The 25220-nt window shown below is 62.9% G+C and carries 22 protein-coding genes; 12 read left to right on the forward strand and 10 right to left on the reverse strand.

Annotated elements, in window-relative coordinates:
* Positions 1-43: 43 nt before the first annotated feature.
* The 4 genes from FFS13_RS12630 to FFS13_RS12645 form a co-directional block, all read right to left on the reverse strand.
* Positions 44-1882: a Gldg family protein gene (locus FFS13_RS12630; RefSeq protein ID WP_137819445.1), complete on the reverse strand. Its 1839-nt coding sequence runs from the start codon at positions 1880-1882 to the stop codon at positions 44-46.
* Between the two features lie 10 nt (positions 1883-1892).
* Complete coding sequence (locus FFS13_RS12635) at positions 1893-2627, reverse strand: ABC transporter permease subunit (protein ID WP_137819446.1); 735 nt, start codon at positions 2625-2627, stop codon at positions 1893-1895.
* On the reverse strand, positions 2624-3562 hold the full coding sequence (locus tag FFS13_RS12640; RefSeq protein ID WP_137819447.1) for an ABC transporter ATP-binding protein: 939 nt from the start codon (positions 3560-3562) through the stop codon (positions 2624-2626). Before FFS13_RS12640 ends, FFS13_RS12635 begins: the two co-directional genes overlap by 4 nt.
* Positions 3563-3764: 202 nt before the next feature.
* A complete protein-coding gene (locus tag FFS13_RS12645; RefSeq protein WP_137819448.1) occupies positions 3765-4235 on the reverse strand; it encodes a YMGG-like glycine zipper-containing protein in 471 nt (156 codons plus the stop codon).
* A gap of 255 nt (positions 4236-4490) precedes the next feature.
* On the opposite strand from FFS13_RS12645, the gene plsB reads away from it, so the two are divergent.
* The gene (plsB, locus tag FFS13_RS12650; RefSeq protein ID WP_137819449.1) at positions 4491-6974 is read left to right on the forward strand and encodes a glycerol-3-phosphate 1-O-acyltransferase PlsB; all 2484 of its coding nucleotides are present in this window, start codon (positions 4491-4493) and stop codon (positions 6972-6974) included.
* Between the two features lie 564 nt (positions 6975-7538).
* On the opposite strand, the gene FFS13_RS20360 is transcribed toward plsB, so the two are convergent.
* Positions 7539-7751, reverse strand: a complete 213-nt coding sequence (locus FFS13_RS20360) for a TetR/AcrR family transcriptional regulator (RefSeq protein ID WP_137819450.1) — start codon at positions 7749-7751, stop codon at positions 7539-7541.
* Between the two features lie 72 nt (positions 7752-7823).
* Entirely contained in the window at positions 7824-8219 is a 396-nt protein-coding gene (locus FFS13_RS12660; RefSeq protein WP_137819451.1) for a cupin domain-containing protein, read from the reverse strand.
* Between the two features lie 102 nt (positions 8220-8321).
* Between FFS13_RS12660 and FFS13_RS12665 the strand changes: the two genes are divergently transcribed.
* Positions 8322-8933 carry a TetR/AcrR family transcriptional regulator gene (locus FFS13_RS12665; RefSeq protein WP_256657888.1) on the forward strand — a complete coding sequence of 204 codons (612 nt, stop codon included), beginning with the start codon at positions 8322-8324 and terminating at the stop codon, positions 8931-8933.
* Here FFS13_RS12665 and FFS13_RS12670 read toward each other — a convergent pair.
* Entirely contained in the window at positions 8930-9505 is a 576-nt protein-coding gene (locus tag FFS13_RS12670; RefSeq protein WP_137819452.1) for a TetR/AcrR family transcriptional regulator, read from the reverse strand. The genes FFS13_RS12665 and FFS13_RS12670 overlap by 4 nt on opposite strands.
* A 172-nt stretch (positions 9506-9677) precedes the next feature.
* Here FFS13_RS12670 and FFS13_RS12675 point away from each other — a divergent pair, with 172 nt between their 5' ends.
* The 8 genes from FFS13_RS12675 to FFS13_RS12710 all read left to right on the forward strand — a co-directional run bounded on the left by FFS13_RS12675 (position 9678) and on the right by FFS13_RS12710 (position 17972).
* Entirely contained in the window at positions 9678-10475 is a 798-nt protein-coding gene (locus tag FFS13_RS12675; RefSeq protein WP_137819453.1) for a crotonase/enoyl-CoA hydratase family protein, read from the forward strand.
* A 20-nt stretch (positions 10476-10495) separates the two neighbouring features.
* Positions 10496-12271, forward strand: coding sequence for an acyl-CoA dehydrogenase family protein (locus FFS13_RS12680; protein WP_137819454.1), 1776 nt, complete (start codon positions 10496-10498; stop codon positions 12269-12271).
* 12 nt (positions 12272-12283) lie between these two features.
* Positions 12284-13972, forward strand: coding sequence for an AMP-binding protein (locus tag FFS13_RS12685; protein WP_137819455.1), 1689 nt, complete (start codon positions 12284-12286; stop codon positions 13970-13972).
* The gene (locus FFS13_RS12690; RefSeq protein ID WP_137819456.1) at positions 13969-14889 is read left to right on the forward strand and encodes an alpha/beta fold hydrolase; all 921 of its coding nucleotides are present in this window, start codon (positions 13969-13971) and stop codon (positions 14887-14889) included. Before FFS13_RS12685 ends, FFS13_RS12690 begins: the two co-directional genes overlap by 4 nt.
* Positions 14889-15623 (forward strand): nitroreductase family protein, encoded by a 735-nt coding sequence (locus FFS13_RS12695; RefSeq protein ID WP_137819457.1) that lies wholly within the window; start codon positions 14889-14891, stop codon positions 15621-15623. Before FFS13_RS12690 ends, FFS13_RS12695 begins: the two co-directional genes overlap by 1 nt.
* 37 nt (positions 15624-15660) lie before the next feature.
* Entirely contained in the window at positions 15661-16494 is an 834-nt protein-coding gene (locus FFS13_RS12700; protein ID WP_137819458.1) for an enoyl-CoA hydratase/isomerase family protein, read from the forward strand.
* A gap of 10 nt (positions 16495-16504) precedes the next feature.
* The gene (locus FFS13_RS12705; protein ID WP_137819459.1) at positions 16505-16942 is read left to right on the forward strand and encodes a hypothetical protein; all 438 of its coding nucleotides are present in this window, start codon (positions 16505-16507) and stop codon (positions 16940-16942) included.
* Positions 16943-17294: 352 nt separating this feature from the next.
* Positions 17295-17972, forward strand: coding sequence for a DUF4197 domain-containing protein (locus FFS13_RS12710; RefSeq protein ID WP_137819460.1), 678 nt, complete (start codon positions 17295-17297; stop codon positions 17970-17972).
* Positions 17973-18091: 119 nt separating this feature from the next.
* Here the strand turns inward: FFS13_RS12710 and FFS13_RS12715 are convergent, their stop codons facing one another.
* A complete protein-coding gene (locus FFS13_RS12715; protein WP_137819461.1) occupies positions 18092-21160 on the reverse strand; it encodes an efflux RND transporter permease subunit in 3069 nt (1022 codons plus the stop codon).
* Positions 21161-21166: 6 nt separating this feature from the next.
* A complete protein-coding gene (locus FFS13_RS12720) occupies positions 21167-22270 on the reverse strand; it encodes an efflux RND transporter periplasmic adaptor subunit (RefSeq protein ID WP_137819462.1) in 1104 nt (367 codons plus the stop codon).
* A 93-nt stretch (positions 22271-22363) separates the two neighbouring features.
* Here FFS13_RS12720 and FFS13_RS12725 point away from each other — a divergent pair, with 93 nt between their 5' ends.
* Complete coding sequence (locus tag FFS13_RS12725; RefSeq protein WP_137819463.1) at positions 22364-22999, forward strand: TetR/AcrR family transcriptional regulator; 636 nt, start codon at positions 22364-22366, stop codon at positions 22997-22999.
* A 48-nt stretch (positions 23000-23047) separates the two neighbouring features.
* Here FFS13_RS12725 and FFS13_RS12730 read toward each other — a convergent pair whose 3' ends face one another.
* A complete protein-coding gene (locus FFS13_RS12730) occupies positions 23048-23815 on the reverse strand; it encodes a class I SAM-dependent methyltransferase (RefSeq protein ID WP_371922956.1) in 768 nt (255 codons plus the stop codon).
* A gap of 180 nt (positions 23816-23995) precedes the next feature.
* Here FFS13_RS12730 and FFS13_RS12735 point away from each other — a divergent pair, with 180 nt between their 5' ends.
* Entirely contained in the window at positions 23996-25216 is a 1221-nt protein-coding gene (locus tag FFS13_RS12735; RefSeq protein ID WP_137819465.1) for an RtcB family protein, read from the forward strand.
* The last annotated feature ends 4 nt before the right edge of the window (positions 25217-25220 follow it).

Consider the following 25220-nt stretch of genomic DNA (forward strand, 5'->3'; position numbering starts at 1 on the left):
CGTTTTTTGCCCAGGGCTCGATGCCGAAAGGCCATGGCCCCAATCAAGCCTGACGGCGCCGGCGCCACAGCCACAGGGCCAACACGGCCAAGGTCAGCAGCAACGGCACCAGGGCGATATTGATGAGCTTCAACGTACGGCCCAGCGCCTCGATATCGGCATTCAGTTGGTAGCGCACTTCACGCAGTTCCTTGCGCAGCTTCACCCGCTCCTGCAGGAACTGCTGCACCGTGGCTTGCTGTTCCGGTGTCAGCTCCTGGGTCTTGCTCGGGTCCTGCTTCTGCTGCAGGGCGGCGAGTTTCTGCTCGGTGTCGGCCAAACGCGTCTGCAGGGCCTCTTCCTTCTCGCGGAACTGCACTTCGGCGTCCCGCTGCAGTGCTTCCACCACAGTGAACGGACGGCTGAAGCGGCCTCGCGAACGCACGCTGATCAGCGCATCGGAGCCGGCCAGGTTATCCAGCGCATTGATCGCGAAGCTGGCGTTATCCGCCCAGGGCTGCGGCACCCGCTGACCGAACATGTCCTGCACCTGCACCCACATGCGATCGGTCAGCAGGTCGGTGTCGGCGACGGCGATCACGTTGATGTTCGCCGCCTCCTTCAGGCCATCCTTACGCCCCTCGATGCCATTCGGAAAGGCGCTCTGCGCCGGGCCGCTGATACGCCCGGCGATGGCATAACGCTCACCGGTCGGTTGCAGTTCACGGATCAACTCTTCGGGGTTGCGCAGCATGCCGAAACGCTGGGCATCGAACGGCATGGCGTATTGCGAGCTCTGGATCAACGGCGTGAAGCGGGTCTTCGCTCCTTCCACCGCCTCGAGGATGCCGGCGGTGGCCACGGTGAGGGTTTCCAGGCCGGCGGTGCTCACGTCGGTTTGATCCAGCGCCGTCTGCGGCAGGCTCAGCCAACCGGCATGGCGTACCGCGCGCTGCCCCTCGCCCATGCTGACCGCCATGGCGTAGGAACCATCGCCGAGCACCTTGCCCGGCAGCAACCGCACGCCCCAGGCCTTGAACAGCGGTTCGAGGTCGGAAGCCTTGTCTGCGCCCGGCATTTCGCCCGGTAGCGGCATACCGGTGTCCGCCTCGCTGTAGGGATCGACGAAGACCAGCAATTTGCCGCCGCGCAGTACGAATTGGTCGATGGCATAGAGGGTCGGTTGCGGCAGCTGCTTGGGATGAACCAGCAGCAACAGCGAAACCGTCTCAGGGATCTGGTCGATGCCCGGCTGCAGGCTTTCCACCTTGAACTGCTGACGGATCTCCTCCATCACCAGCCACGGCGGGGTCGGCTGGCGGGCCTGCATATCGAAGCCGCCGTTGAGTTGCAGGCTGGAGAGCACACCCACTACCGGCCGCTCAGGTTTGCCCAGGCTCTGCACCAGACGGCTGATGTCGTACTCGAGGAACTCCTCATTATCGAGCGGAAAGAATGGGATAACCTGGGTGCCCTCCGCGCCGCTGGTCCCGGCCAGGCCGAAGTACGCCTGCTCACCCGCCTGATTCAGCGGCACGGCCTGCAAGCCGTACTGCGCGGCCTTATCTTCCTCTTCCGAGAACGGCTGCGGGTCGATGATATGCAGCTTGATCTTGCCAGCCGCCGCCCGCTCGTAGGCCTTGAGCATCTCCTCGACGCGTTTGGCGTAGTTGCGCAGCACCACCAGATCCTTGGTGCTTTTGTCGGAGTAGAAGAAGTACAGATCGATCGGCTTATCGATCTCGGCGAGGATTTTCTTGGTCCCGGCGGAGATGGTGTAGAGCTTCTGCTCAGTCAGATCCAGACGGCTATCGGTCAGGGTCAGGCTGGAGAACAGGTTGAAGGCCAGAAACGCCAGGGCGATCACTAAAAGCCCGGCGCCGGAATACATCAACTTTTTCATGCGGGCGTCCTCAGTCGGCTTTCTTCAGATCGACCACCACCGCGGTGGCGGCCAGCCAGGCGGCGATCAGGGTGACGAAATACAGCAAATCACGCAGATCGATCACGCCTTTGCTGATGGCATCGAAGCGGGTCAGGAAGCTCAGCGACGCCACCGAATCCAGCACCCATTGCGGTGCCCAGCCACTGAACGCATCCAGCACCAGCGGTAGGCCGCTGACGATAAACAGGAAGCAGGCACTGACCGTGAGGATGAAGGCGATCACCTGGTTCTTCGCCAGCGCCGACATGCACGAACCGATTGCCAGGTAGGCGCCGGCCAGCAGCCAGCTGCCGATATAGCCGGTGAGGATGGCGCCGTTATCCGGCTCGCCCAGGTAGTTGACGGTGAGCACCATCGGCAAGGTCAGCAGCAGCGCCAGACCGGCAAAGGCCCAGGCGGCGAGGAACTTGCCGAGCACCGCTTCGGCGCGGGTGATCGGCAGGGTCATCAGCAGCTCGATCGAGCCGGATTTACGCTCCTCCGCCCACAGGCGCATGGCAATAGCCGGCACCAGGAACAGATAGAGCCAGGGGTGGAAATTGAAGAAGGGCGCGAGACTGGCCTGGCCGCTCTCGTAGAAGCCGCCCAGGTAGAAGGTGAACACCCCGGACAGCACCAGGAAAATCAGGATGAATACGTAGGCCAGCGGCGTGGCGAAATAGCTCGCCAGCTCACGCTTAAACAATACCGGCAACTGCTTCATACCGTCTCCCCGCGCGTCAGGGTGCGGAACACTTCGTCCAACCGACCACGCTCGACATTCAGCTCCTTGACCGCCCAGCCGCGCTGGCTGAGCAACGTGTTGACCTGCGGGAAGATCACCTGCCCCGGCTGCGCCAGCACCGTCAGGCTGTGCTCCAGCTCGTTGACTTCCACCCCCGCCACGCCAGGCAGAGCCGCGAAAGCGGCCTGATCCAGCGCCTCGGCACCGACCAGCGTGACCGCCTGGTGATAGCGCGAACGGCTTTCCAGCTCGAACGGCGTGCCATCGGCCAGCAACTTGCCCTGGGCGATCACCACCGCACGGGTACAGACCGCCGTCACCTCCTCGAGGATGTGGGTCGAAATGATCACTATCTTGTCTTTCGCTAGGTTGCGAATCAGCCCGCGCACCTGATGCTTCTGATTCGGGTCGAGGCCATCGGTGGGCTCGTCGAGAATCAGCACTTTCGGGTCATGCAGAATCGCCTGAGCCAGGCCGACGCGACGCTTGAAGCCCTTGGACAGGGTATCGATGGACTGCTTGAGCACCTGCTCCAGCTCGACCTGGGCCACCGCGGTGGCGACTCTCTGCTGCTTCGCCGCGCCCCTGAAGCCGCGCACCTCGGCGATGAATTCGAGAAAGCCCTTGACCGTCATATCGCCATAGCAGGGCGCGCCTTCCGGCAAATAGCCGAGCTGCTGCTGGGCCTTGAGCGTCTGCGTCTGGATATCGAAACCGAGGATGCTCGCGGAGCCTGCAGTCGGCGCAAGAAAGCCGGTGAGCATCTTCATGGTGGTGGACTTGCCGGCACCGTTCGGCCCGAGAAACCCCAACACCTCCCCCTCTTGAACGCGGAAGGACAGGTTGTCCACCGCCAGTTTGCCCACCGCTGAGCGCTGGGCGAATCGCTTGGTTAGATTTTTTATCTCGATCATGGTCTCTCACCATTTTCGGTAAGGGCCCAACCGTCCTGACCACGGGGCCCGTAAGGACCCATCTCGACATCCGGATAACCCAGCGGAGACAGGCTGCCAAAATGCCGCCGGACTATATGAAGCCCTCGGCGCCATTGCAAGACAGCCTGCCACCCTGAGCGTTACCCAGAGTGTTTCCGCAAATGACCGTACGACTCCCAGGTCAGGGGGTGACCTGATAGCCCCGCCCCTGCAGGCAACTGGAGTAGGCCGCCGGGTCGACTCCACTAGTGGTCGCCGGTTCCTCGCGACGCTCCTGTCTACGATCCTGACGCTCGCGCGAGCCACCGACCACCATGCCCGCCACCGCGGTTTCCTTGGCCCGGTTCTGCCGATACTCCTGTTGCACATCCTCATCGACCCGGTCGTACAGCTCATCGTGCTGATTGCCGCGCACCTGCGCCCCCACCGCCCCGGCGGCGGCACCGGCCGCGGCGCCGCGCAGGCGACTGCCGGACGGCCCGCTGCTCGTCGAACTGCTGGACGAACTAGCGGCCATATTGCGGCAGGCGTCGATATCCTGCTGGACCTGCTGGGAGCTCTGCCCCTGCAGGGGCACTACCGTTTCGGCCTGTGCCTGGACAGCAGCCCCCGACAGGGCAACGCACAGACAGAGCGATGAAAGCCTGTTCATAGCAACCTCCTCGAATAGCATTGGGTGTGCCACGTTCCCGCCCCGTCACCACTGGCCAATAGCTGGCCGGACAGTGGCTCGCGGGGCGCAAACCTCAGACTTAAAGGATAGTTCCCGAACGGCCGCCAGCCGGGCAGAACCCGGGCCCATCGGTCGCGAATGCCACGACCGAGGCTTTTGCCGCCGCGCAGCGAATCCGGCACACTAGCCGCCCCGAGCAGACGCTCGTTTTTTTACACCATCAGCAGACGCCGTATGACCCGCTCCCCGTTCCGCCGCCTCGTGTTTGGCACCCTGCGTCGCCTTCTTTATCTCTGGGTTCGCTCGGAAACCATCAATCAGTCGGCCTTCACCTTGAGGCTCGACCGCAGCAAGCCGGTGCTTTACGTGCTGCAACAGCCGTCGCTGAGCGACCTGGCCGTGGTCGACACGGAATGCCGCAAGGCCGGCCTGCCACGCCCGGTGCTGCCGGTAACAATCGGCGAGCTGCTGGAACCGGCGGCCTTCTTCTACCTCAGCCCGGAGCCCGACTGGCGCGGCCGCCAGGACAAGCGCGGCAGCTCGCCAACCTTGATGCGCCTGGTGAGCGCGATCAACCAGCAGGCCGTCGAAGACGCGCAAATCGTCCCCGTCAGCGTGTTCTGGGGGCAGTCGCCGGATCGCGAAACCAGCCCCTGGAAGCTGTTGTTCGCCGACAGCTGGGCGGTCACCGGGCGTCTGCGCCGGTTGATCAGCATCCTGATTCTCGGCCGCAAGACCCGCGTGCAATTCTCCGCGCCCATTCATCTGCGCGAACTGATCGAGCAGGACAAGGGCCACGAGCGCACCTTGCGCATGGTCCAGCGCCTCCTGCGCGTGCACTTTCGCAACCAGAAAGCCGCGGTCATCGGCCCTGACGTCTCGCACCGGCGCAATCTGGTCAAAGGCCTGATCCACGGCCCCCTGGTGCGCCAGGCCATCGCCGAGGAAGTCGAGCGCGAGCAGATCTCCGTCGAGAAGGCCGAAGCCCAGGCCCTGCGCTATGGCAACGAGATCGCCTCGGACTACGCCTATACCGCGATCCGCTTCCTCGAAGTGGTGCTCAGCTGGTTCTGGAACAAGATCTACGACGGCATCAAGGTCAACCATATCGAAGGCGTGCAGGACGTCGCCCAGGGCCACGAGGTCATCTATGTGCCCTGCCACCGCAGCCATATCGACTACCTGCTGCTGTCTTACCTGTTGTTTCGCAACGGTTTGACCCCGCCGCACATCGCCGCCGGGATCAACCTGAATATGCCGCTGATCGGGGGCCTACTGCGGCGCGGCGGCGCCTTCTTTATGCGCCGCACCTTCAAGGGCAACCCGCTGTACAGCGCGGTGTTCAACGAATACCTGCACAGCCTGTTCAGCAAAGGCTTCCCGGTCGAGTACTTCGTCGAGGGCGGGCGCTCCCGCACCGGACGGATGCTGCAGCCGAAGACCGGCATGCTGGCCATCACCCTGCGCAGTTTCCTGCGCTCCAACCGCCTGCCGGTGGTGTTCGTGCCGGTGTATATAGGTTACGAGCGGGTACTGGAGGGCCGCACCTACCTCGGTGAGCTACGCGGCGCGAGCAAGAAGAAAGAGTCGATCTTCGACATCTTCAAGGTCATCGGCGCCCTCAAGCAGCGTTTCGGCAGCGTCTGGGTCAACTTTGGCGAGCCGATCAAACTGGCCGAGTTCCTCGACCAGGACCAGCCCGGCTGGCGCGAGCAGGAACTGGGCCCGCAGTACCGCCCGGCCTGGCTCAGCGACAGCAGCAACCGCCTCGCCGAGCGCGTCGCCCAGCACCTCAACGAGGCTGCCGCGATCAACCCGGTCAATCTGGTGGCGCTGGCGCTGCTGTCGACCAGCAAGCTGGCCCTGGATGAACGCGCCCTGACCCGCGTGCTCGATCTGTACCTGTGCCTGCTGCGCAGCGTGCCCTACTCACCGCACACCACCCTGCCGGCAGGCGACGGCCAGGCGCTGATCGAGTATGTCCAGGGCATGCAGCTGCTCGCCGAACAGAAGGATGCCCTCGGCAAGATCCTTTACCTCGACGAGCAGAACGCGGTGTTGATGACCTACTACCGCAACAACGTGCTGCACATCTTCGCCCTACCGGCGCTGCTCGCCAGTTTCTTCCAGAGCAGTGCGCGGATCAGCCGCGAGCAGATCCTCCGCTACACCCGCGCGCTCTACCCCTACTTGCAGGCCGAGTTGTTTATCCGCTGGAGCCTCGACGAGCTGGATGCAGTGGTCGATCGGTGGCTGGCGGCCTTCGTCGAGCAGGGCCTGCTGCGCTTCGAAGCCGAGGTGTATGTACGACCGGCGCCCAGCTCACGCCATTTCGTCTTGCTGACCCTGCTCTCGCGTGCCATTGCGCAGACCTTGCAGCGCTTCTACATGGCCATCGCCTTGCTGCTCAACGCCGGCCAGAACGCTATCAGCGCCGAAGAGCTGGAGGACCTGTGCACGGTCATGGCCCAGCGCCTGTCGATTCTGCACGGCCTCAACGCCCCGGAGTTCTTCGACAAGAGCCTGTTCCGCCATTTCATCCAGACCCTGCTGGATCTCGGCGTGCTGCGCCAGGACGAAGCCGGCAAGCTCAGCCATCACAGGCTGCTGGGCGAACTGGCGGAAGGCGCGGCCAAACGCGTGCTGCCGGCAGAAATTCGCCTGTCGATCCGCCAGGTGGCGCTGGATCGCAGCGAGGATGCGCTGGAGCCGCTTTAACCAGCCCTCCACTCGGCAGTGCTGTGCACGTGCAGCACTGCCCGCATTTTCAGGGACTTAGCCCAGCATTTTTATTTGGCCTGACCACAGGGACCTGTGTGAGTGAATAAATGGCATGCAAGTTAAGTGATAGGCAGGAATCGGCCAAAAGGACCTCCAGATAGGTCTAAGGAGCAGGAGGGCCTCACTCGGCTCCATGATCTGCTCGGCGTAAGACTTGGCCTCCTAATCTCAGATCAAGGTCTTCGAGATTCCCGCCAAGTACCTGCCATCTGGGATCTTCACCTGCGAGCATCCGAGCCAGCAGCAGAGCACCAATACACTGGGCAATGATGGCCCAGGCCTGGGAGGTGCTTCCCAGCGTTTGCGCCCAAGAACAATGCAGGTCGATCAGCCAATCCTCGAAGCCCTGCCTCACGCTCTCGTCGGCACGAGAGATGTCTGCCCCTAGGGGAGGAATCGGACAGCCTCCCTCGACATTGGCCAGGTGTTCCACCGAGTGGTAGTGCTTGAGCCCGGCGAGCAGGCTCTCCCTGGTTAAGTCTCCAGTTCGAGCCAGTCTGGTCAGCGGGCTATTCTCACTTCCTGCGCGATCACGGGCGCAAAGAGCTCGTGTTTGGAGGGAAAATGGTGGTAGAGCGCGCCGCCGCTAGTGCCAGCAGATGCGGCAATGCTATCGACACTGGCGGCAGCCAGCCCCGAACACTTGACGGCCTCGGCCGCACTCTTCAACAGGCGCGCCCGAGTGTCAGCTTTGTGCTGAGAGGAATACCTCATCGATCACCTCTGGTAGCGGTTCAGGCCATAAACGAAGCAGGCCTGAACACGATGCGAACAATCCGTATGGCGTTAATCAGCGATCCCGCTGGTTACCACAGTGAATTTCCGGCTGAACTCGAAAACCTCGCAGACACCTGTGTGTCCTGCCGGAATCGAGACGGCATCACCCGCGCTCATCTCGAGTCTCTCGCCGGTGTCCATGGTGATGGCGATGCGACCTTCGATCAGCACGAAGGCTTCGTCGTTGTCGAAGCGCCAGTCGAACTTCGAAGGTTGCGACGTGAAGAACGCCACGGCTTTGTACGGGGTCTTCACGCCGACGGTACGTAGAAGTTTCATGCGGGTGTCGGGATTACCCTCGATCACATCATCACCCAGCGGGTAGGCAAGCCAGCCATCGGGGGTGTTCAGCGATGCCAGGGCGACAGAATCGATCGGGTTGGGCAGTTGGGGGCGAGCAGTCATCTTCGGAGCCTCGTATCGGAAGAGGTGGATGAATAGCTATGACAAGTGGCATAGTTGCGGCTGAGGCTACACCAAAATATGACAGGTGGCATAATTTTTACGATGAGCACTCCTACTCGTGACCGAATGATCGCCGGCGCTGCGGATCTTCTGCGCCGCAAGGGTATGACAGCGACCAGCATGCGCGAGGTCGTGCGTTACTCGAACACGCCGCGCGGTTCTATTGCGCACCACTTTCCCGGCGGCAAGCGTCAGCTGCTCGAAGCCGCCGTCGACCACGCGGGCCGAGAGGTTAGCGAGCCGCTGGCGCAGCTACTGGGCAAGCATGGTCCGGTGAAAGGCTTGGAGCTGTTCGTTGCCTTGTGGCGAAAAACCCTCGAAGAGACAGCCTTCCAGGCCGGTTGTGCGGTGCTGGCCGTAGCGGTTGAGCAGTACGCTTCCGACCAGCGCGGCGAGTCGGAAACCGAGCTGGAAGCGCAGATTCAGCTGCAGCTGCTGGACCAGGCCAACGGCATCTTTGTGCAATGGCAGGAAATCATCAGTCATTCGCTACAGGAAGCGGGCGTAGCGGACATCCGCTCTCGCAGCTTGGCACTGCTGGCGATTGCTTCCATCGAGGGTTCTGTCGCGCTGTGCAGAGCCGCTCGCAGTGTGGAGCCGCTCGACCTGATCTGGCAGGAATTGCAACGGAGTTTTGAGCGGGAACTGGCCTAGACGCCTGCGCCCGTTGGTTCCAGCTGACGCAGGCCTCGCTCGGTCACCGCGTCTATGTAGCTCGGATCGCCATAGATGCGAGCAAGCAGGATAGCCCCCTCGAAGTCGGCCACCAATTGCCTCGCCAGCCGTTGCGCCTCCTCTTGGCTGCGCCCGATGCCATAGAGCTTGGCAAACGCGGCGGCCCAGTCATCCATAAAGCGCCGAATCGGTTCCATCAGCTCGACCTTGCCATAGCTGGCATCGACCGCGATGACCCCCATCAGGCAACCGATCGAGTCGTCCTGGAAGAGCTTCTTGGCTTTGCGCCCCATGCTTGTGAGTCGCTCTTGCGGAGCCCGATTTTCATCGAAGGCGATGGAGAACAGCGACTGTTTCAACCGCTCATGCGTCCAGTCCAGCACGTCCCGCAGGAGCGATTCCTTGTTGGGGTAGTGATGGTAGAAGGACGCCTTGGTCAACCCGCAGGCGGACGACAACGCATCCATGGTGGTGCCGTGGTAGCCGAGGCGCTTGAAGGTATTGGCGCAGCGCTGCAGAAGCTCATCGCGTGGGATTTTCAGTGGGCGCACGGGTTACTCCTGCTCTAAATCATGCAGATTGATTCTACGTCATAAGCCTTGGTGTCTCAATTTGACGGTTACCGAATGTTTGTTTAGTTTTAGCAAACCGAACATTCGGTAAGTATCTGTGGCCTACCTGGAAATGCCAGGCAGCCACCTCATAAAGCCAGGAGAATCTCTGATGAGCGAAGCAAACAGCGGCCCGGGTCGCGTCACTCGAGAGCAGCGTGGTCATCTGTTCCTTATCGGCCTCGACCGGGCCGGCAAACGTAATGCTTTCGACAGCGCCATGCTGACCGACCTGGCCCTGGCCTTGGGCGAGTTCGAGCGCAACGATGAGATGCGCTGTGCCGTCGTGTTCGCCCATGGCGAGCATTTCACGGCGGGTCTCGATCTGATGGAGCTGACGCCGAAGCTGGCTTCGGGTGGCTTCAAGTATCCGGATGAAGGCATCGATCCGTGGGGCGTCTCGAAACCGCGTCGCAGCAAGCCGGTAGTGCTCGCCGTGCAAGGCACCTGCTGGACCGCCGGCATCGAGTTGGTGCTCAACGCCGACATCGCCATCGCCGCCAGCAACACCCGCTTCGCCCACCTGGAAGTGCTGCGCGGCATTCCGCCGTCCGGCGGATCCACCGTGCGCTTTACCCAGGCCGCAGGTTGGACTAACGCCATGCGCTACATGCTGACTGGCGAAGAGTTCGGTGCTGACGAGGCGCTGGCTATGCGTTTGCTGACCGAGGTCGTCGAGCCCGGCCAGGAGCTGGCGCGCGCCATCGAGTACGCCGAGCGCATCGCCAAGGCCGCTCCTCTGGCCATCAAGGCCACCCTGCAGTCCGCCTTCCAGGCGCGCGACGAAGGCGACGATGCTGCGCTCTCCAAGCTCAACGAACTGCTGTTCTCGCTGATCAAGAGCGAAGACGTGCGTGAAGGCGTCATGGCGATGATGCAGAAGCGTGAACCGGTGTTCAAAGGTCGTTAACTGATAGGCAGGGGCAAGAGATGCTGCAGTACCAAGCACCACTGGAGGAGTTCAACTTCCTCGCTCACAAGGTTCTTCGACTTCCAGAGCTGTTGCCTCTGCTGCCAGAGCACCACCATATCGACGCCGACCTGTTCAGGGCCACTCTGGAGGTCGGTGCCGAGCTCACCCAAGAGCAGCTGCTGCCCTTGAACGGCAGCGGCGATGCCGAGGGTTGCAGGCTTGAACAGGGCGGGGTCAAAACCCCGCAAGGCTTCAAGTCAGCTTACCGCCTGTTCCAGGAGAACGGCTGGCCCGCTCTGACGGTCCCACTGTCCATTGGGGGGCAAGGCTTCCCAGGAACGGCAGGTGTCTTTTTTGACGAGATGCTCGCCTCCACCAACCTGTCGTTCAGCATTTTCGCCAACGTGCGCGAAGGTGTTTTGCGCTGCGTCGACCGATTCGGCGATGAGCGGGTTCGATCCCTATTTTCCGACAAACTAGCCAGTGGCGAATGGCTTGGCACCATGTGCCTTACCGAGCCGCAGGCCGGCAGTGATCTTGGCCTGATTCGCTCGACTGCAGTCACGCAGTCGGACGGCTCCTACCTCCTGAGTGGAACCAAGATATTCATCTCGAACGGCGATCACGATCTAACCGAGAACATCGTTCACCTGGTGCTCGCCAGAACGGAAGGGGCCCCGGCAGGTACTGGCGGCCTCAGCCTATTCGTCGTGCCGAAATACCTATTGGAGGCCCCTGCCTCAGCCAACGGGGTGTCGGTCGTCGCGCTTGAGCACAAGCACGGCATTCGTGCCAACGCCACATGCGCCCTGGCTTTCGAGAATGCCAGGGGCTACCGGGTCGGCGAACTGAACCGCGGCCTGGCCTGCATGTTCCTGCTGATGAACAGTGCGCGGCTCGCCGTGGGAGTGCAAACCGTAGGCCTGGCCGAGGTCGCTTACCAGAACGCGCTGCGCTACACCCAGGAGCGCTTTCAAGGTCGGGCACTGAACGGGGCCACGCACCCCGATCAACCCGCCGACCCTCTGTTAAGTCATATTGGCGTCAAGTCGAGCCTCGTCCAGCAGCGGCTGTTTATCGAACCAGCACGCTTGCTCTGCGCCTGGGCCGGCACCCTGCTCGATGAAGCGCGTTGCCACCCGGACGACGCGCGGCGCAAGCAGGCCTCACAGCTGGCAGAGTTGTTGACCCCCATCGTCAAGGGCTATCTCTCCCATCACGCCGACACTCACATCGCCTCGGCGCTGCAGCTATTCGGCGGGCACGGTTACATAGTCGAAACCGGCATGGAGCAGCTGCTGCGCGATGCGGCCATCTGTCCGATCTATGAAGGCACGAACTACATCCAGTCTCTGGACTTGCTGGGGCGCAAGACCCTGGGTGATCAGGGGCAGCGCCTGGGGATCTTCCTCAGCCACATTCCCGCGCTGGCCGAGCGTCTGCGCCAGCGTCCAGGGTTGGAAGGTGTCGCCACGACCCTGGCGTCATGGGCGGCCGAGTTCGAACCATTGGCTCAGCAAGTCTCGGTCGACACGGTTTTCAACCGGGACGTTGTGGGCTTGGTTGCGCCGGACTTCCTTGAACTGCTGGGCACCGTAGTCTTCGGCTACCTGTGGGCTTGGATCGCGGACGCCGCCGTGCCCTCAGCTTCTGGCGAAGCGTTCCTCAGAAGCAAACCCGCTCTGGCCCGGCTGTATTTCTCCGAAGCAGAAGTCCGTGTTCCGTCACTTATCGAGAAGTTGAAGCGCAATGCATCGCGTCTTGAGCAACTCGAACAGATCCAACTCTGCTGAGACGGGCCGCAGATGAATCGCCCCAGAAAAGACCATGCAAGACTGAAGCTGGTCAGCGCCCTGCAGGATAGCCATGAGCTTCCCGACCTCGGCGTTGCCACCATTGTTGAGCTGCTGCAGCGCAGCGCAGCAAGGACTCCCCAGGCGCCGGCCCTATCCGCCCTGGGTGCCAGCATCAGCTATGAGGAACTGCAGAGTCTGAGCGCTTCGGTAGCGACCTGGCTGATCAATCAAGGGCTGCAACCGGGGGCTCGGGTTGCCGTCGCCTTACCGAACATGCTCGCCCACCCCGTGGCCTGCCTGGGGATCATCCGGGCCGGCTGTACCGCCGTTTGCGTGAACCCTTTGTATACGGCGCAGGAGCTGGCTCAAGTCTTCAAGGACAGTGAGGTCAAAGCCGTATTTCTCTTCGAGCCCATGAGCCTGAGTGTCCAGCATGCCATGCGCGAGTCTGGTGTAAGCATCGCCGTGCGGGTCGCCCCTGGTGACCTGCTGGGTTGGCGGCGCCCGCTGGTCAACTGGGTGGCGCGCCGGCGCCTGGGTGGTGAGTCCGTCCGGGTCGAAGGGGCTGTTGCCTGGCGCAGGGTCGTGGCGACTCGTGCTGCCGGTCTAACCCCGCGTTCGCCCATAACGGCCGAGCAGACGGCCTTTATGATTTACAGCGGCGGTACGACAGGGCAGCCGAAAGGCGTGCCGATCACTCATCGGGCCCTGATGTTCAATGTTGCCCAGCAGTATTCGGCTCTGCGACTGCACCTTCTGGGCAAGAGCGAGTGCGATTACGTGTTGCTGCTCGCCGTGCCGCTCTACCACATCCTCGGCCTGGGCAATCTGCTCTTTACCCTGGCCAAGGGCGGCAAAGCGGTGTTGGTGATGAATCCGCGTGATACCGCAACCTTTGTCAAAGAGTGGTCCAGGCACCGCGTCAGCAGTTTTCCCGGCGTCAATACGCTCTACAACTCGCTCCTGGAGAACGAGGCATTCCGTTCGCTGGACTTCAAGGGGCTTGCCATCTGCCTCGGTGCGGGCATGCCGGTCAGCGAGGCCACGGCCAAGCGCTGGCATGAGGTCACGGGCTGCCATATCACCGAAGCCTACGGCATGACCGAGACCGGGCTGATTGCCTGCAATCCGGTCGGACGATCTCGCCCTGGATCAGTTGGCCAGCCAGTGGCAGGGATTGAAATTTCCCTGCGCGATGACGCAGGCGACGAGGTCACCATCGGCGACGCAGAGATCTGCGTACGCAGCCCAGCCGTCATGGCCGGTTACTGGCGGCGGCCCGAAGAAAACGCGTCTGCCTTCACCAGCGATGGTTTCTTCCGCACGGGGGACATCGGTGTCTTCGACCCGGATGGCTATCTGCGCCTGGTCGACCGCAAGAAGGAAATGATCATTTCCTCGGGATTCAAAGTCTTCCCCTCGGAGATCGAGCGAGTTCTGAACGCTCACCCTGGGGTGATGGAGTCGGCGGTCGTGCCGGCACCTGACGAGAAGGCCGGAGAAATACCCATCGCCTACGTCGTTCGTCGCCAACCCTATCTGGATGAGGCCCACGTGATCGCACACTGCGAAAAGCATCTGGTCAGCTACAAGCGTCCTCGCCGCATCATCTTTCGCGACGACTTGCCCAAGAGCAATGTGGGCAAGATTCTCCGCAAAGAGCTGGTGGCCGCTGAACGGCTGGAGCGATCTCTATGACTCAGTCTGCTTCCACAAAAGCCTTTTCGGTGATCGATCAGCTCTCTCTTGTGACCAGCGACGGCTACCGTCTTGCCGCTACGCGCTATTCCGCGCAGGGGCCATTGAAGGGCAACCTCATCATGGCCGGCGCGACCGGTGTGCAACAGCGCTTCTATCGCCGCTTCGCCCAGCATGCCAGCGCGCAGGGGTTCAACGTCCTGACTGTCGATTACCGAGGTATTGGAGAGTCCAGGCCCACATCCCTGAAAGGTTTCGAGATGTCCTACCTGGACTGGGGCTTTCGCGACTTGGCCGCGGCCGTTGAATTCATGGACGACGGCAGGACGCCACTTTTCTGGGTCGGACACTCCTTTGGTGGTCATGCACTGGGTCTGCTGCCCAATCACCACAAGATCACCGCGGCCTATTGCTTCGGAACCGGTGCCGGATGGGCTGGATGGATGCCAGCGCTTGAGGCCTTCAAGGTTCGCCTGCTGTGGTCCTGCATCCTGCCGCTGATCGTCGCGCACAAGGGCTACATGGCCTGGAGCGTTCTGGGGATGGGCGATGACCTGCCGCTGGGTGTCTACAAGGACTGGCGGCGCTGGTGTGCCTATCCTCACTATTTCTTCGACGACCCCTCGATGGCCTCCGTCGCGCACCTGTACGCGGAAGTACGCATGCCCTGCATCTTCGCCAACGCAGTGGACGATCTCTGGGCGCCTCCCGTCTCGAGGGACGCCTTTATCAAGGGCTACCGCAACGCTCAGTTGTCAGCGCGCGATCTTTATCCCGAGACGAAAAAACAGCCCATCGGGCACATGGGTTACTTCCGGGCCTCGGCTACGGAGATCTGGGATGAGGCACTCAACTGGTTCGCCCTGCAGAGCAACAGTGCCGCGATGCAACATCGCTCTGCTCAAGGAGGCAGGTGATGAGCAGTGCAGCGCCACGCCCAGACCTTGCAGCATCTGCCGAGGTCTTCCGTTCCCTGGTCGAGAGCCGCCGCGCGGTGCGTCGTTTTACGGCCGAGGCGGTGCCCGATACGGTTATTCGCGACTGCCTGGAGCTTGCCGTGCTGGCTCCCAGCTCATGCAATCTGCAGCCCTGGTCGTTTCATGTGGTGCGCGCCCCCGCGCTTCTCCAGCAATTGCAGCATGTATGCCTGGGACAGAGCGCCGCGAAAGCTCCGCTGATCATTGCCGTGCTGGCACACCCGAACACCTGGAAACAGGCATGTGCCAATGTACTCAGACTTTGGCCAGAACCCGCTGTGCCCAAGGCGATTGAGCATTTCTACAAGAACAGCGCCCCATTCCAGTACAACCAGGGCTGGATGGGCTGGCGCGGTTTGCTCAAGCGGCAGATGGTCAGGCTGATGGGCTTCAGGCGCCCCGTCATGCGTACGCCCAATAGCCTCGAGCAGATGCGGCTCTGGGCCGTGAAGTCGACAACGCTGGCCGCGCAGAACCTGATGCTGGCGTTCCAAAGCCACGGCTACAGCACCTGCCCCATGGAGGGCTTCGATGAGCAGCGTCTGAAGCAGGTGCTGCCCGTTCCGAAAGACGCAATCCCAATCATGCTGCTGGCGGTCGGGATGCCGGGAGAGCGTGCAATCTACAACCCACGCTTACGCTTTCCGCTCGAACAAAGCGTGGCGTGGCATTGAGCATCTGCAAATAACAACAATAAGAGGACTACCTGCTATGGCATTTACACAAATCGAGTACGAATCGCATGGCCCGATCAGGGTCATCCGTTTCAACCGTCCGGACAAGCGTAACTGCATCGGGCCCACCACCCACTTGGAGCTGGTGGAGGCCTGGACAGATTTTCGGGATGACCCGAGCGCTTTGGCTGCCATCATCACCGGAGCCGGCGACAAGGCGTTCTGTGCCGGTGGAGACCTGGAAGCAGGATTCGACCTGGTGCCTTCCAGCATCGACGATATTGCCGCACACAATCGCGGCGAGCGTCCCGGCATTCTCGGGCCAAGCCGCTGGACGGACATCTACAAGCCCGTGATCGCGGCGGTGAACGGTGCGGCCTACGCCGGTGGCCTGGAGTGGGCCTGCTTTGCGGACATGCGAATTGCCGAGGAGCACGCCTCCTTCGGCGTGACCTGCCGACGCTGGAACATTGGCCTGGCCGATGGCGGCAGCCAGCGCCTGCCGCGCATCGTGGGCATGGGCAGAGCGATGGAGCTGATCCTGACGGGCAAGGTCATCTCGGCCGCGGAGGCCCTCGCCATCGGCCTGGCCAATGAGGTCGTGCCCAAAGGACGCTCACTGGCGCGTGCGATGGAGCTGGCCAAATTCCTCTGTACCCTCCCTCAACCCGCCATGCGCTCCGACAAGGAGGCCGCGATCCGCGGCTATGGCCAACCCCTGGCTGAGGGCTTGCGCATCGAGGCGGAGTGTTTCAACCGCTCCATACATCAACCCGAGACCCGCGAGGGGCTGCGTCGTTTTCTTGAGCGCGATCATCCCGACAGACGCTCCGATGCACCAACCAAGACGCCAGGTTTGATCAGGGACTGAGGAGAACACCATGCGATTTAACCTTTTGCTTCAACTACATCTTTTCGCCGTGGCCTTCTGGCTGGGCGTCGTAGCGGTCGAGTACCTGCTTGAGCGCACCCGAGCACAGAGTCGGAATCAGGGCTTCACAGTCGCCAGGCTGCACAGCCAGATCGATCTGTTCTTCGAGATACCGGCCTTTACCGTAGTGCTCATCACCGGCCTGCTGCTTATCGAACCCGCACGTTTCGACGGCATCTACGCCTTGAAGGTGGTTGCTGGAGGAGTTGCTGTTATCGGCAACGTGCTGTGCCTTGTGCCCGTTCTGAAACGACGCGCAGCGGCTGAAAAAGATGACCTTTCCGACGTGATCCGGCAGTCCAAACTGATCGACATAATTTCCCTGCTGGCCATTCCTGCCGGGCTGGTAGCACTTGCCTGCGGTGTCTATCTGATGCTGCTGCGCTGACCATTTGCTAGATCAACAAGCTGATAACCGGCGCAACAGCGCGTCGCTCGCCAGCCTTTGAAAAGTGCGAGGATCTGCCCAGATCCCTTTAGCCGCCGCATAGGCGGCTCTTTTTTGGAGCTCGTGTTAACGGCAAATGTGCATTCATGAATCTGTCCTATAAAGGGTCGTTCTGAGCCAGTCGGCGACACTCAAAATGCTCGTGCCGCATGCCCCAGAATCAAACCCCCGACCGTGGATGCTGCAAGCCCAGCTTCAGCTCTCCCTGCTCGCCACACAGGCAGGGACAACTGGGTAAGCCTGGGTTTGCCTCTGCTAAGCTCGCCTGCCCCCCTACCAGAAGGATGCTGTCATGTTTCGCCTTACCGCCTTAGTCGCCGGCGTTGCCCTCTCGGCCAGCGCTTTCGCCCTGTCGCTGGCCGATCTGTCCCAGCAGGATGCCAGCGGCGGCCTCAAGGATGCCCTGACCCAGGGCGCGCAGATCGCCGTCAAGCAGCTGGGCACGCCCGGCGGCTTCAGCGATAACCCGGAGGTGCGCATCGAGCTGCCGGGCAACCTTGGCAAAGCCGCCAAGGCCATGAAGATGATGGGTATGGGCGCGCAAGTCGAGCAGTTGGAAACCCGCATGAACCAGGCCGCCGAGGCCGCCGTGCCGCAGGCTCAGGCGCTGCTGGTGGACGCGGTGAAGAAGCTGACCGTGCAAGACGCCAAAGCCATTCTCAGCGGCCCGGACGATGCGGCCACGCAGTACCTGAACAAAACCAGCCGCGAGCAGATCCGCGCCAAGTTCCTGCCGATCGTCAAGCAAGCCACCGACCAGATGGGCCTGGCCAAGCAATACAACAGCTTCGCCGGCCAAGCCGCCAGCTTCGGGGCCATCGATGCAAAAAGCGCCAACATCGAAGGCTATGTCACCGAGCAGGCGCTGAACGGCCTGTTCGAGATGATCGGCAAACAAGAAGCCAGCCTCCGCGAGAACCCGGCCGGTGCCGCCACCAGCCTGGCGAAGAAGGTGTTTGGCGCGCTGTGATGTTTTGTGGGTGAATTGCTGGGTTGCACGAGGTGCATCCATGCACCTCGCCCTGCGGGCAGCTAAAGCTGTGCAGAACAGCTTCCTGCCATTCTGTCGCTGCGCTCTACCCAGCTAGATCAACGAGCTTCCTTGACCCTAAACCACGCCGCATACAGCGCCGGCAGGAACAGCAGGGTGAGTGCCGTGGCGACGATAAGTCCGCCCATGATCGCCACCGCCATTGGCCCGAAGAAGGTACTGCCCGACAGCGGAATCATCGCCAGCACCGCCGCCAGGGCGGTCAGCACTATCGGCCGGAAACGCCGCACTGTGGCTTCGATAATCGCGTGCCAGCGGTCCAGGCCTGCGGCGATGTCCTGCTCGATCTGGTCGACCAGAATCACCGAGTTACGCATGATCATCCCCGCCAGGGCGATGGTGCCGAGCATGGCGACAAAGCCAAACGGCTGGCGGAACACGAGCAGGAACAGGGTCACGCCAATCAGCCCCAGCGGCGCGGTCAGAAATACCATCGCCGAGCGCGAGAAGCTCTTCAGTTGCAGCATCAGCAGGGTCAGCACCACCACTATAAACAGCGGAACCCCGGCGTTTACCGACTTCTGCCCACGGGCCGAATCCTCGACGGTACCGCCGACATCGAGCAGGTAGCCGTCCGGCAGTTGCGCGCGGATCGGCTCCAGCGTCGGTAGTATCTGCTTGACCAGACTGGCCGGCTGCTCCTTGCCGTAGATATCCGCCCGCACCGTGACGGTTGGCAGGCGGTTACGGTGCCAGATGATGCCTTCTTCGAAGCCGTACTCGAGCGTGGCGATCTGCGCCAGGGCGACGCTTCGGCCGCTGTCGGTGGGCACCGCCAGACTCGGCAGCAGGGCCAGTTCCTGGCGCTCGCGCACGGTGCCGCGCAGCAGAATTTCGATCAGTTCGTTGCCTTCGCGGTACTGGCTGACGCTGGTGCCGGACAGTGCGCTTTGCAAGAAGCGCGACAGGTCGGCGCTGCTCACCCCGAGAGCCCGCGCCCGCTCCTGATCGATGCGTAGGTGAACCACCTTGCTCGGCTCTTCCCAGTCCAGGTGCACGTTCACCACATGCGGGTTCTCGCGCACCTTGGCGGCGACCTTACGGGCCAGCGCCCGCACTGCCTCGATGTGCTCACCGGAGACGCGGAACTGCACCGGGTAACCCACAGGTGGGCCATTCTCCAGGCGCGTCACGCGGGTGCGCAGGCTCGGGAACTCTTCGTCCAGTCGTTCGATCAACCAGCTGCGAATCGCCTCGCGATCCTCGATGGTTTTCGCCAAGACCACGAACTGGGCGAAACTGGCGGTCGGCAGTTGCTGGTCCAACGGCAGGTAGAAACGCGGCGAACCGGTACCGACATAGGCCACATAGTTGTCGATGCCCGGGTGTTCCTTGAGCAGCTGTTCCAGGTGTTTGACCTGCTCCTCGGTCGCCTGCAACGAGGCGCCTTCGCTGAGTTTCAGGTCCACCATCAGCTCCAACCGGCCCGAGGACGGGAAGAACTGTTGCGGCACGAAGCGAAACACCACCACGGCGGCGACAAACAGGCCCAAGGTCAGCAGGATCACGGTCTTGCGCCGCCGCACGCACCACTCGATCAGCCGCCGTACGCGCCGGTAGAACGGCGTCGAATAGGGGTCATGGCCCTGGGCGCTGCCGCCATGCTTGGCGGCGTGCAGCTTGGCCAGATCCGGCAACAGCCGCGCGCCGATATAGGGCACGAAGATCACCGCCGCAAACCATGAGGCCAGCAACGCGATAGCCACCACCTGGAAGATCGAACGGGTGTATTCGCCGGTGCCCGACTGCGCGGTGGCAATCGGCAGGAAGCCGGCCGCGGTGATCAGCGTCCCGGTGAGCATCGGAAAGGCCGTGCTGGTCCAGGCGAAGCTGGCGGCCTTCAAGCGGTCGAAGCCCTGCTCCATCTTGATCGCCATCATCTCGATCGCGATGATCGCATCGTCGACCAGCAGCCCGAGCGCCAGCACCAAGGCGCCGAGGGAGATCTTGTGCAGGCCGATGCCCAGGTAGTACATGGCGGTGAAGGTCATCGCCAGCACCAGCGGAATCGTCAGGGCGACCACCAGGCCAATGCGCAAGCCGAGGGAGAAGAAGCACACCAGCATGACAATCGCCAAGGCCTCGACCAGCACCTCGACGAACTCGCCGACCCCGGTTTTCACCGCGGCCGGCTGATCCGAGACCTTGCGCAGCTGCATGCCCGCCGGCAGGGTTTCCTGCATACGGGCAAACTCGGCTTCCAGCGCCTGGCCCAAGACCAGAATGTCGCCACCGGCCTTCATCGAGACGCTCAGACCGAGCGCATCCTCGCCCATAAAGCGCATCCGCGGCGCCGGCGGATCGTTGAAGCCACGCTGCACTTCGGCCACATCGCCGATGCGGAAGGTGCGCTCGCCGACCCGAATCGGGAAGTCGCGAATCTCCTTCACCGACTCGAAGCGCCCGCTCACGCGCAGCTGGATGCGCTCGCTCGGCGTTTCGAAGAAGCCTGACGAGGCCACGGCGTTCTGCGCATCCAGGGCCTGCTGCACGGCGGCCAGCGGCAGGCCGAGGGTGGCCAGTTTGACGTTGGACAGCTCGATCCAGATCTTCTCGTCCTGCAGACCGAGCAGATCGACCTTGCCGACATCCTTGACCCGTTGCAGCTGCAGCTGGATGCGGTCGGCGTAGTCCTTGAGCACGGCATAGTCGAAACCCTCGCCGGTCAACGCATAGATATTGCCGTAGGTGGTGCCGAATTCGTCGTTGAAGAACGGCCCCTGAATCCCCGGCGGCAAGGTGTGGCGGATATCGCCGACCTTCTTGCGCACCTGATACCAGAGCTCGGGGATCTGTGCCGAATGCATGGAGTCACGGGCGACAAAGGTGACCATGGATTCGCCCGGACGGGAGAAGGAGACGATCTTGTCGAACTCGCCGGTCTCCATCAGCTTCTTTTCGATGCGTTCGGTGACCTGCCGCGCGACTTCCTCGGCGCTCGCTCCCGGCCAATTGGTGCGCACCACCATGGCCTTGAAGGTAAACGGCGGGTCTTCACTCTGGCCCAGCTTGGTATACGAGAGTGCGCCGACCACCGCCATCAGCAACATGATGTAGAGGACGATCTGGCGGTTGCGCAGCGCCCATGCGGACAGGTTGAAACTCATCCGGGATTACTCCTGCGCCGCCAGTTTGACCGCGCGATTGTCGCGATCCACCGGCCGTACCACCTGGCCTTCACGCAGCACCTGAACCCCGGCGGCGACCACCCAATCGTCGGCGTGCAAGCCTTCCAGGATCGGCACCCGCTGCTCGCCGTAGGCGCCGATGCGCACAGGGGTACGCACCAACTTGGAATCCTTGGGATCGACCACCCAGACGAACGGCGCACCGTTTTCCGCACTCAGCGCCGAGAGTGGCACCGACAACGGCACCGCACCCTCGACCGGGACAAACACCCGGGCGCTCTGCCCCAGCTCGGCGGGCACCTTGCCCTCGCTGAAGGCCACCCGCGCGGCAAAGGTCCGCGACTGCGGATCGGCGGCGGGCGACAGCTCACGGATGCGCCCCGGAAAGCGCTGACCCGGCTGCGACCAGAGTTCCACCGTCACCACCTGGCCGATCTTGAAGCGCTCGAAGGCCTGCTCCGGCAGGCTGATCAGCACTTCGCGCTCGCCGTCGGCCGCCAGGGTAAACACCGTCTGCCCGGCCGCCACCACATTACCGACTTCGACCAGACGCTTGGCGACCACCCCCGCCTGCGAGGCGCGCAGCACCGAGTAACCCGCCTGATTGTCAGCCACATTGAACTCGGCCTTGACTTGCTTCAGGCGTGCTTCGCCGGCGCGATAGAGGTTCTCGGCGTTGTCGTACTGCGAGCGGCTGGCCAGTTGGCGATCGAGCAGGGTCTTGTAACGGTCACGCTCGGCCCGCACCAGCTGCAGATTGGCCGTGGCGGCCGCCACTTGGGCACGCATGGCCTCCAGCTGCAGGCGTACATCCTGCGGGTCGAGCTCCGCCAGCGGCTGATCCTTGCGCACCCGCTGCCCGACTTCGACCAGGCGCTTGGCTACCTTGCCGCCGATGCGAAAAGCCAGCTCCTGCTCCAGACGCGCGCGCACCTCGCCGGGGTAGGTGTCCACCACCTCACCGGCCGGCTGCGGCTGCACCACCATGGCCGGACGCACCGACGGCTGGGCCGGCTCGCCATTACCGCAGGCGGCAAGCAACACGAGAAGAGTGACAGGCAGGGCGAGCGGCAAGGCAGGGCGGAACATGATGAATGACCTTTCGCAAAGAAGGTGTTGAATACTTATACTGATGGGTATAGTAAAAATAGCAAACTCACCAGTCCAGTATTAAAACGCGAAATGTCTAACAAACTGTTACCAGCCAGTGGCCCGGGGCGCCCGAAAGATCCCGCCAAACGCCAGGCCATTCTCGAGGCGGCGAAGAGCCTGTTCCTGCGCCATGGCTATGACGGCAGCAGCATGGACGCCATCGCCGCCGAGGCGGGAGTGTCCAAGCTGACGGTGTATAGCCACTTCACCGACAAGGAAACCTTGTTTTCCGCCGCGGTGAAGTCCAAGTGCGAAGAACAGTTGCCGGAGTTGTTCTTCGAGCTGCCGCAAGCGGTGCCGATCGAGACCGTGTTGCTGAATATCGGCCGCGGCTTTCATGCGCTGATCAACAGCCGCGAATCGGTCGAGCTGCATCGCCTGATGGTGACCCTGGGCCGCCAGGACCCGAAACTCGCGCAGATCTTCTTCGACGCCGGCCAGCAGCGCATCCTGACCGAGATGGAGCGCCTGCTGAGCAAGGCCGACACCGCCGGCAAGCTGCGCATCGACAAGCCAGTGAACGCCGCCGAGCACTTCTTCTGCCTGATCAAGGGCGGCGCCAACTTCCGCCTTTTGATCGGCTGCTGCGGCCCGCAGCAAGGCGAAGAAGCCGAGCAGCATGTGCAAGAGGTGGTGGAGTTGTTTGTCAGGGCTTACCACCCCTGAGCGGCCAGCGCCTGCCCTGGCCCACCTGTAACAGGCCAGGCGCGCGACTTAAGCTTTGAGCGCCTTCTTCGGATAGATGTCGTAACGACTCGACTTGCCGTCCAGCGCATAGCTCGGCTTGGGCCCGGCGATGATGGGCGCCTTACGCGGCCGTTTGACCACCACCCTGTGACTGGCCAGGGCCAAGGCCGCCTCGAGCAACACCGGGGCATCGAGGTCGTCGCCGACCAGGGGGCGGAACAGGCGCATCTCCTTTTTCACCAAGGCGCTCTTGTCGCGATGCGGGAACATCGGGTCGAGGTAGATCACCTGGGGCGCCTCACCCTCCCAGCCGCACAACAGCTCGATGGCATTGCCGACCAGCAGGCGCATCTGCGCCACTATCGGGCCGACCTCGGCATCCCGCGCGGCGCGGACCAGGCCATCTTCCAGCAAGGCGGCGATCAGCGGCTGACGCTCGATCAGCGTCATCTCGCAGCCCAGGCTCGCCAGCACGAAGGCATCGCGCCCCAGCCCTGCGGTAGCGTCCAACACCCGCGGGCGCACGCCCGGCTGCACGCCGACCGCCTTGGCGATCATCTGCCCGCTGCCGCCGCCAAACAGCCGGCGATGGGCGACCGCGCCCTCGATGAAATCCACCCGCACCGGCCCCGGCGCCTGCGGGCCGAGCTCGGCCAACTGCAGGCCCGCCGCGCCCAGTTGCAGGGCAAAGTCGGCCTCGCCCTGCAGCGGCAAACCCAGGCGCTCGGCCCAGGCGGCGGCCTGCGCGGCATAGGCCGGCTCGAGGGCTTCCACCCGGATTCTGGTGTTTTGCAACGCGTCACTCATCGGGAAATAGGCTCAAAGACTGTTCAACCCGACCCATAGCCGGCTAGGGCGGCATTCTGCCAGAGCCGGCGCTTTCCGGCTGCACCGCGCCGCGCAGATCCTCGACGCCCTGGCAGGTGCTCAGGCGTAGACTGGAGGCCTGAAGGCTAGCGCAAAGGAAAGGCCGCCATGTCTGCCCCGCTCTACCAACGCCTGGAGGTTCCGGGCGGCAAGCCCATCATACTGTGGACCGAGGATCTGCCGGTGGAGCCGCAGGCGCTGCAACAGCTGCGCAACACCGCGCGCATGCCCTTTATCCACGGTCATCTGGCGGTGATGCCGGACGTGCACCTGGGCAAGGGCTCGACCATCGGCAGCGTGATTCCCACGAAGGGCGCCATCATCCCGGCGGCGGTCGGCGTGGATATCGGCTGCGGCATGGTGGCCGCGCGCACCAGCCTGAATGCCCGCGATCTGCCGGACCATCTGGCCGGCCTGCGCCGCGCCATCGAGGAGGCCATCCCCCACGGCAAGAGTTTCGGCCGCCACGACGTCGGCGCCTGGCAGGATGCGCCGCACCTGGTGGATGACAGCTGGCGGCTGCTGGCCAGACGCTTCGCCCAGATCACCGCGAAGTACCCGCACCTGGCCAAGACCAATAACCGCCTGCACCTGGGCACGCTGGGTGGCGGCAACCACTTTATCGAGGTCTGCCTGGACGAGGCGGACAGGGTCTGGCTGATGCTGCATTCGGGCTCACGCGGGGTCGGTAACGCCATTGGCCGCTGCTTTATCGAGCTGGCCAAGGAGGACATGGGCAAGGCCCTGGGCAACCTGCCGGATGCCGATCTGGCCTACCTCAAGGAAGGCAGCCAGCACTTCGATGACTATGTGCAGGCGGTGGAATGGGCCCAGGACTACGCCCTCAGCAACCGCACGCTGATGCTGCGCCTGCTGGTGGAGGCCCTGCGCGGCGAGCTGCGGCGCCCGTTCGAGGCGCAGCTGGAGGCGGTCAACTGCCATCACAACTACGTCTCCCGCGAGTTTCACTTCGGCGAAGAGCTGCTGATCACCCGCAAGGGCGCGCTCAGCGCCAAGGCCGGCGAGCTGGGCATCATCCCCGGCAGCATGGGCGCGCAATCCTTTATCGTGCGCGGCAAGGGCAATCCGGAGAGTTTCTGCTCGTGCAGTCACGGCGCCGGTCGCCTGATGAGCCGCACCGAGGCCAAGCGCAGCTTCAGCCTGGCCGACCATCAACGCGCCACTGCCGGTGTGGAGTGCCGCAAGGATCAGGCGGTCATCGACGAAACGCCCGGCGCCTACAAGCCGATCGAGAAGGTCATGGCCGCCCAAGCCGACCTGGTGGAGATCGTCCATAGCCTTAAGCAGGTTGTCTGCGTTAAAGGCTAAGAGC

The sequence above is a fragment of the Pseudomonas sp. 2FG genome (assembly GCF_005502935.1).
In the GTDB taxonomy this organism is placed as follows: Bacteria; Pseudomonadota; Gammaproteobacteria; order Pseudomonadales; family Pseudomonadaceae; genus Aquipseudomonas.

Bases quoted from the DNA above. Each gene is read 5' to 3' on its own strand.
- FFS13_RS12710 (WP_137819460.1), top strand. From the start codon at position 17,295: ATGTTTCGCCTTACCGCCTTAGTCGCCGGCGTTGCCCTCTCGGCCAGC.
- FFS13_RS12705 (WP_137819459.1), top strand. From the start codon at position 16,505: ATGCGATTTAACCTTTTGCTTCAACTACATCTTTTCGCCGTGGCCTTC.
- plsB (WP_137819449.1), top strand. From the start codon at position 4,491: ATGACCCGCTCCCCGTTCCGCCGCCTCGTGTTTGGCACCCTGCGTCGC.
- FFS13_RS12645 (WP_137819448.1), bottom strand. From the start codon at position 4,235: ATGAACAGGCTTTCATCGCTCTGTCTGTGCGTTGCCCTGTCGGGGGCT.
- FFS13_RS12640 (WP_137819447.1), bottom strand. From the start codon at position 3,562: ATGATCGAGATAAAAAATCTAACCAAGCGATTCGCCCAGCGCTCAGCG.
- FFS13_RS12675 (WP_137819453.1), top strand. From the start codon at position 9,678: ATGAGCGAAGCAAACAGCGGCCCGGGTCGCGTCACTCGAGAGCAGCGT.
- FFS13_RS12725 (WP_137819463.1), top strand. From the start codon at position 22,364: ATGTCTAACAAACTGTTACCAGCCAGTGGCCCGGGGCGCCCGAAAGAT.
- FFS13_RS12685 (WP_137819455.1), top strand. From the start codon at position 12,284: ATGAATCGCCCCAGAAAAGACCATGCAAGACTGAAGCTGGTCAGCGCC.
- FFS13_RS12715 (WP_137819461.1), bottom strand. From the start codon at position 21,160: ATGAGTTTCAACCTGTCCGCATGGGCGCTGCGCAACCGCCAGATCGTC.
- FFS13_RS12665 (WP_256657888.1), top strand. From the start codon at position 8,322: ATGAGCACTCCTACTCGTGACCGAATGATCGCCGGCGCTGCGGATCTT.
- FFS13_RS12700 (WP_137819458.1), top strand. From the start codon at position 15,661: ATGGCATTTACACAAATCGAGTACGAATCGCATGGCCCGATCAGGGTC.
- FFS13_RS12735 (WP_137819465.1), top strand. From the start codon at position 23,996: ATGTCTGCCCCGCTCTACCAACGCCTGGAGGTTCCGGGCGGCAAGCCC.
- FFS13_RS12680 (WP_137819454.1), top strand. From the start codon at position 10,496: ATGCTGCAGTACCAAGCACCACTGGAGGAGTTCAACTTCCTCGCTCAC.
- FFS13_RS12635 (WP_137819446.1), bottom strand. From the start codon at position 2,627: ATGAAGCAGTTGCCGGTATTGTTTAAGCGTGAGCTGGCGAGCTATTTC.
- FFS13_RS12720 (WP_137819462.1), bottom strand. From the start codon at position 22,270: ATGTTCCGCCCTGCCTTGCCGCTCGCCCTGCCTGTCACTCTTCTCGTG.
- FFS13_RS12630 (WP_137819445.1), bottom strand. From the start codon at position 1,882: ATGAAAAAGTTGATGTATTCCGGCGCCGGGCTTTTAGTGATCGCCCTG.
- FFS13_RS12690 (WP_137819456.1), top strand. From the start codon at position 13,969: ATGACTCAGTCTGCTTCCACAAAAGCCTTTTCGGTGATCGATCAGCTC.
- FFS13_RS20360 (WP_137819450.1), bottom strand. From the start codon at position 7,751: ATGAGGTATTCCTCTCAGCACAAAGCTGACACTCGGGCGCGCCTGTTG.
- FFS13_RS12660 (WP_137819451.1), bottom strand. From the start codon at position 8,219: ATGACTGCTCGCCCCCAACTGCCCAACCCGATCGATTCTGTCGCCCTG.
- FFS13_RS12695 (WP_137819457.1), top strand. From the start codon at position 14,889: ATGAGCAGTGCAGCGCCACGCCCAGACCTTGCAGCATCTGCCGAGGTC.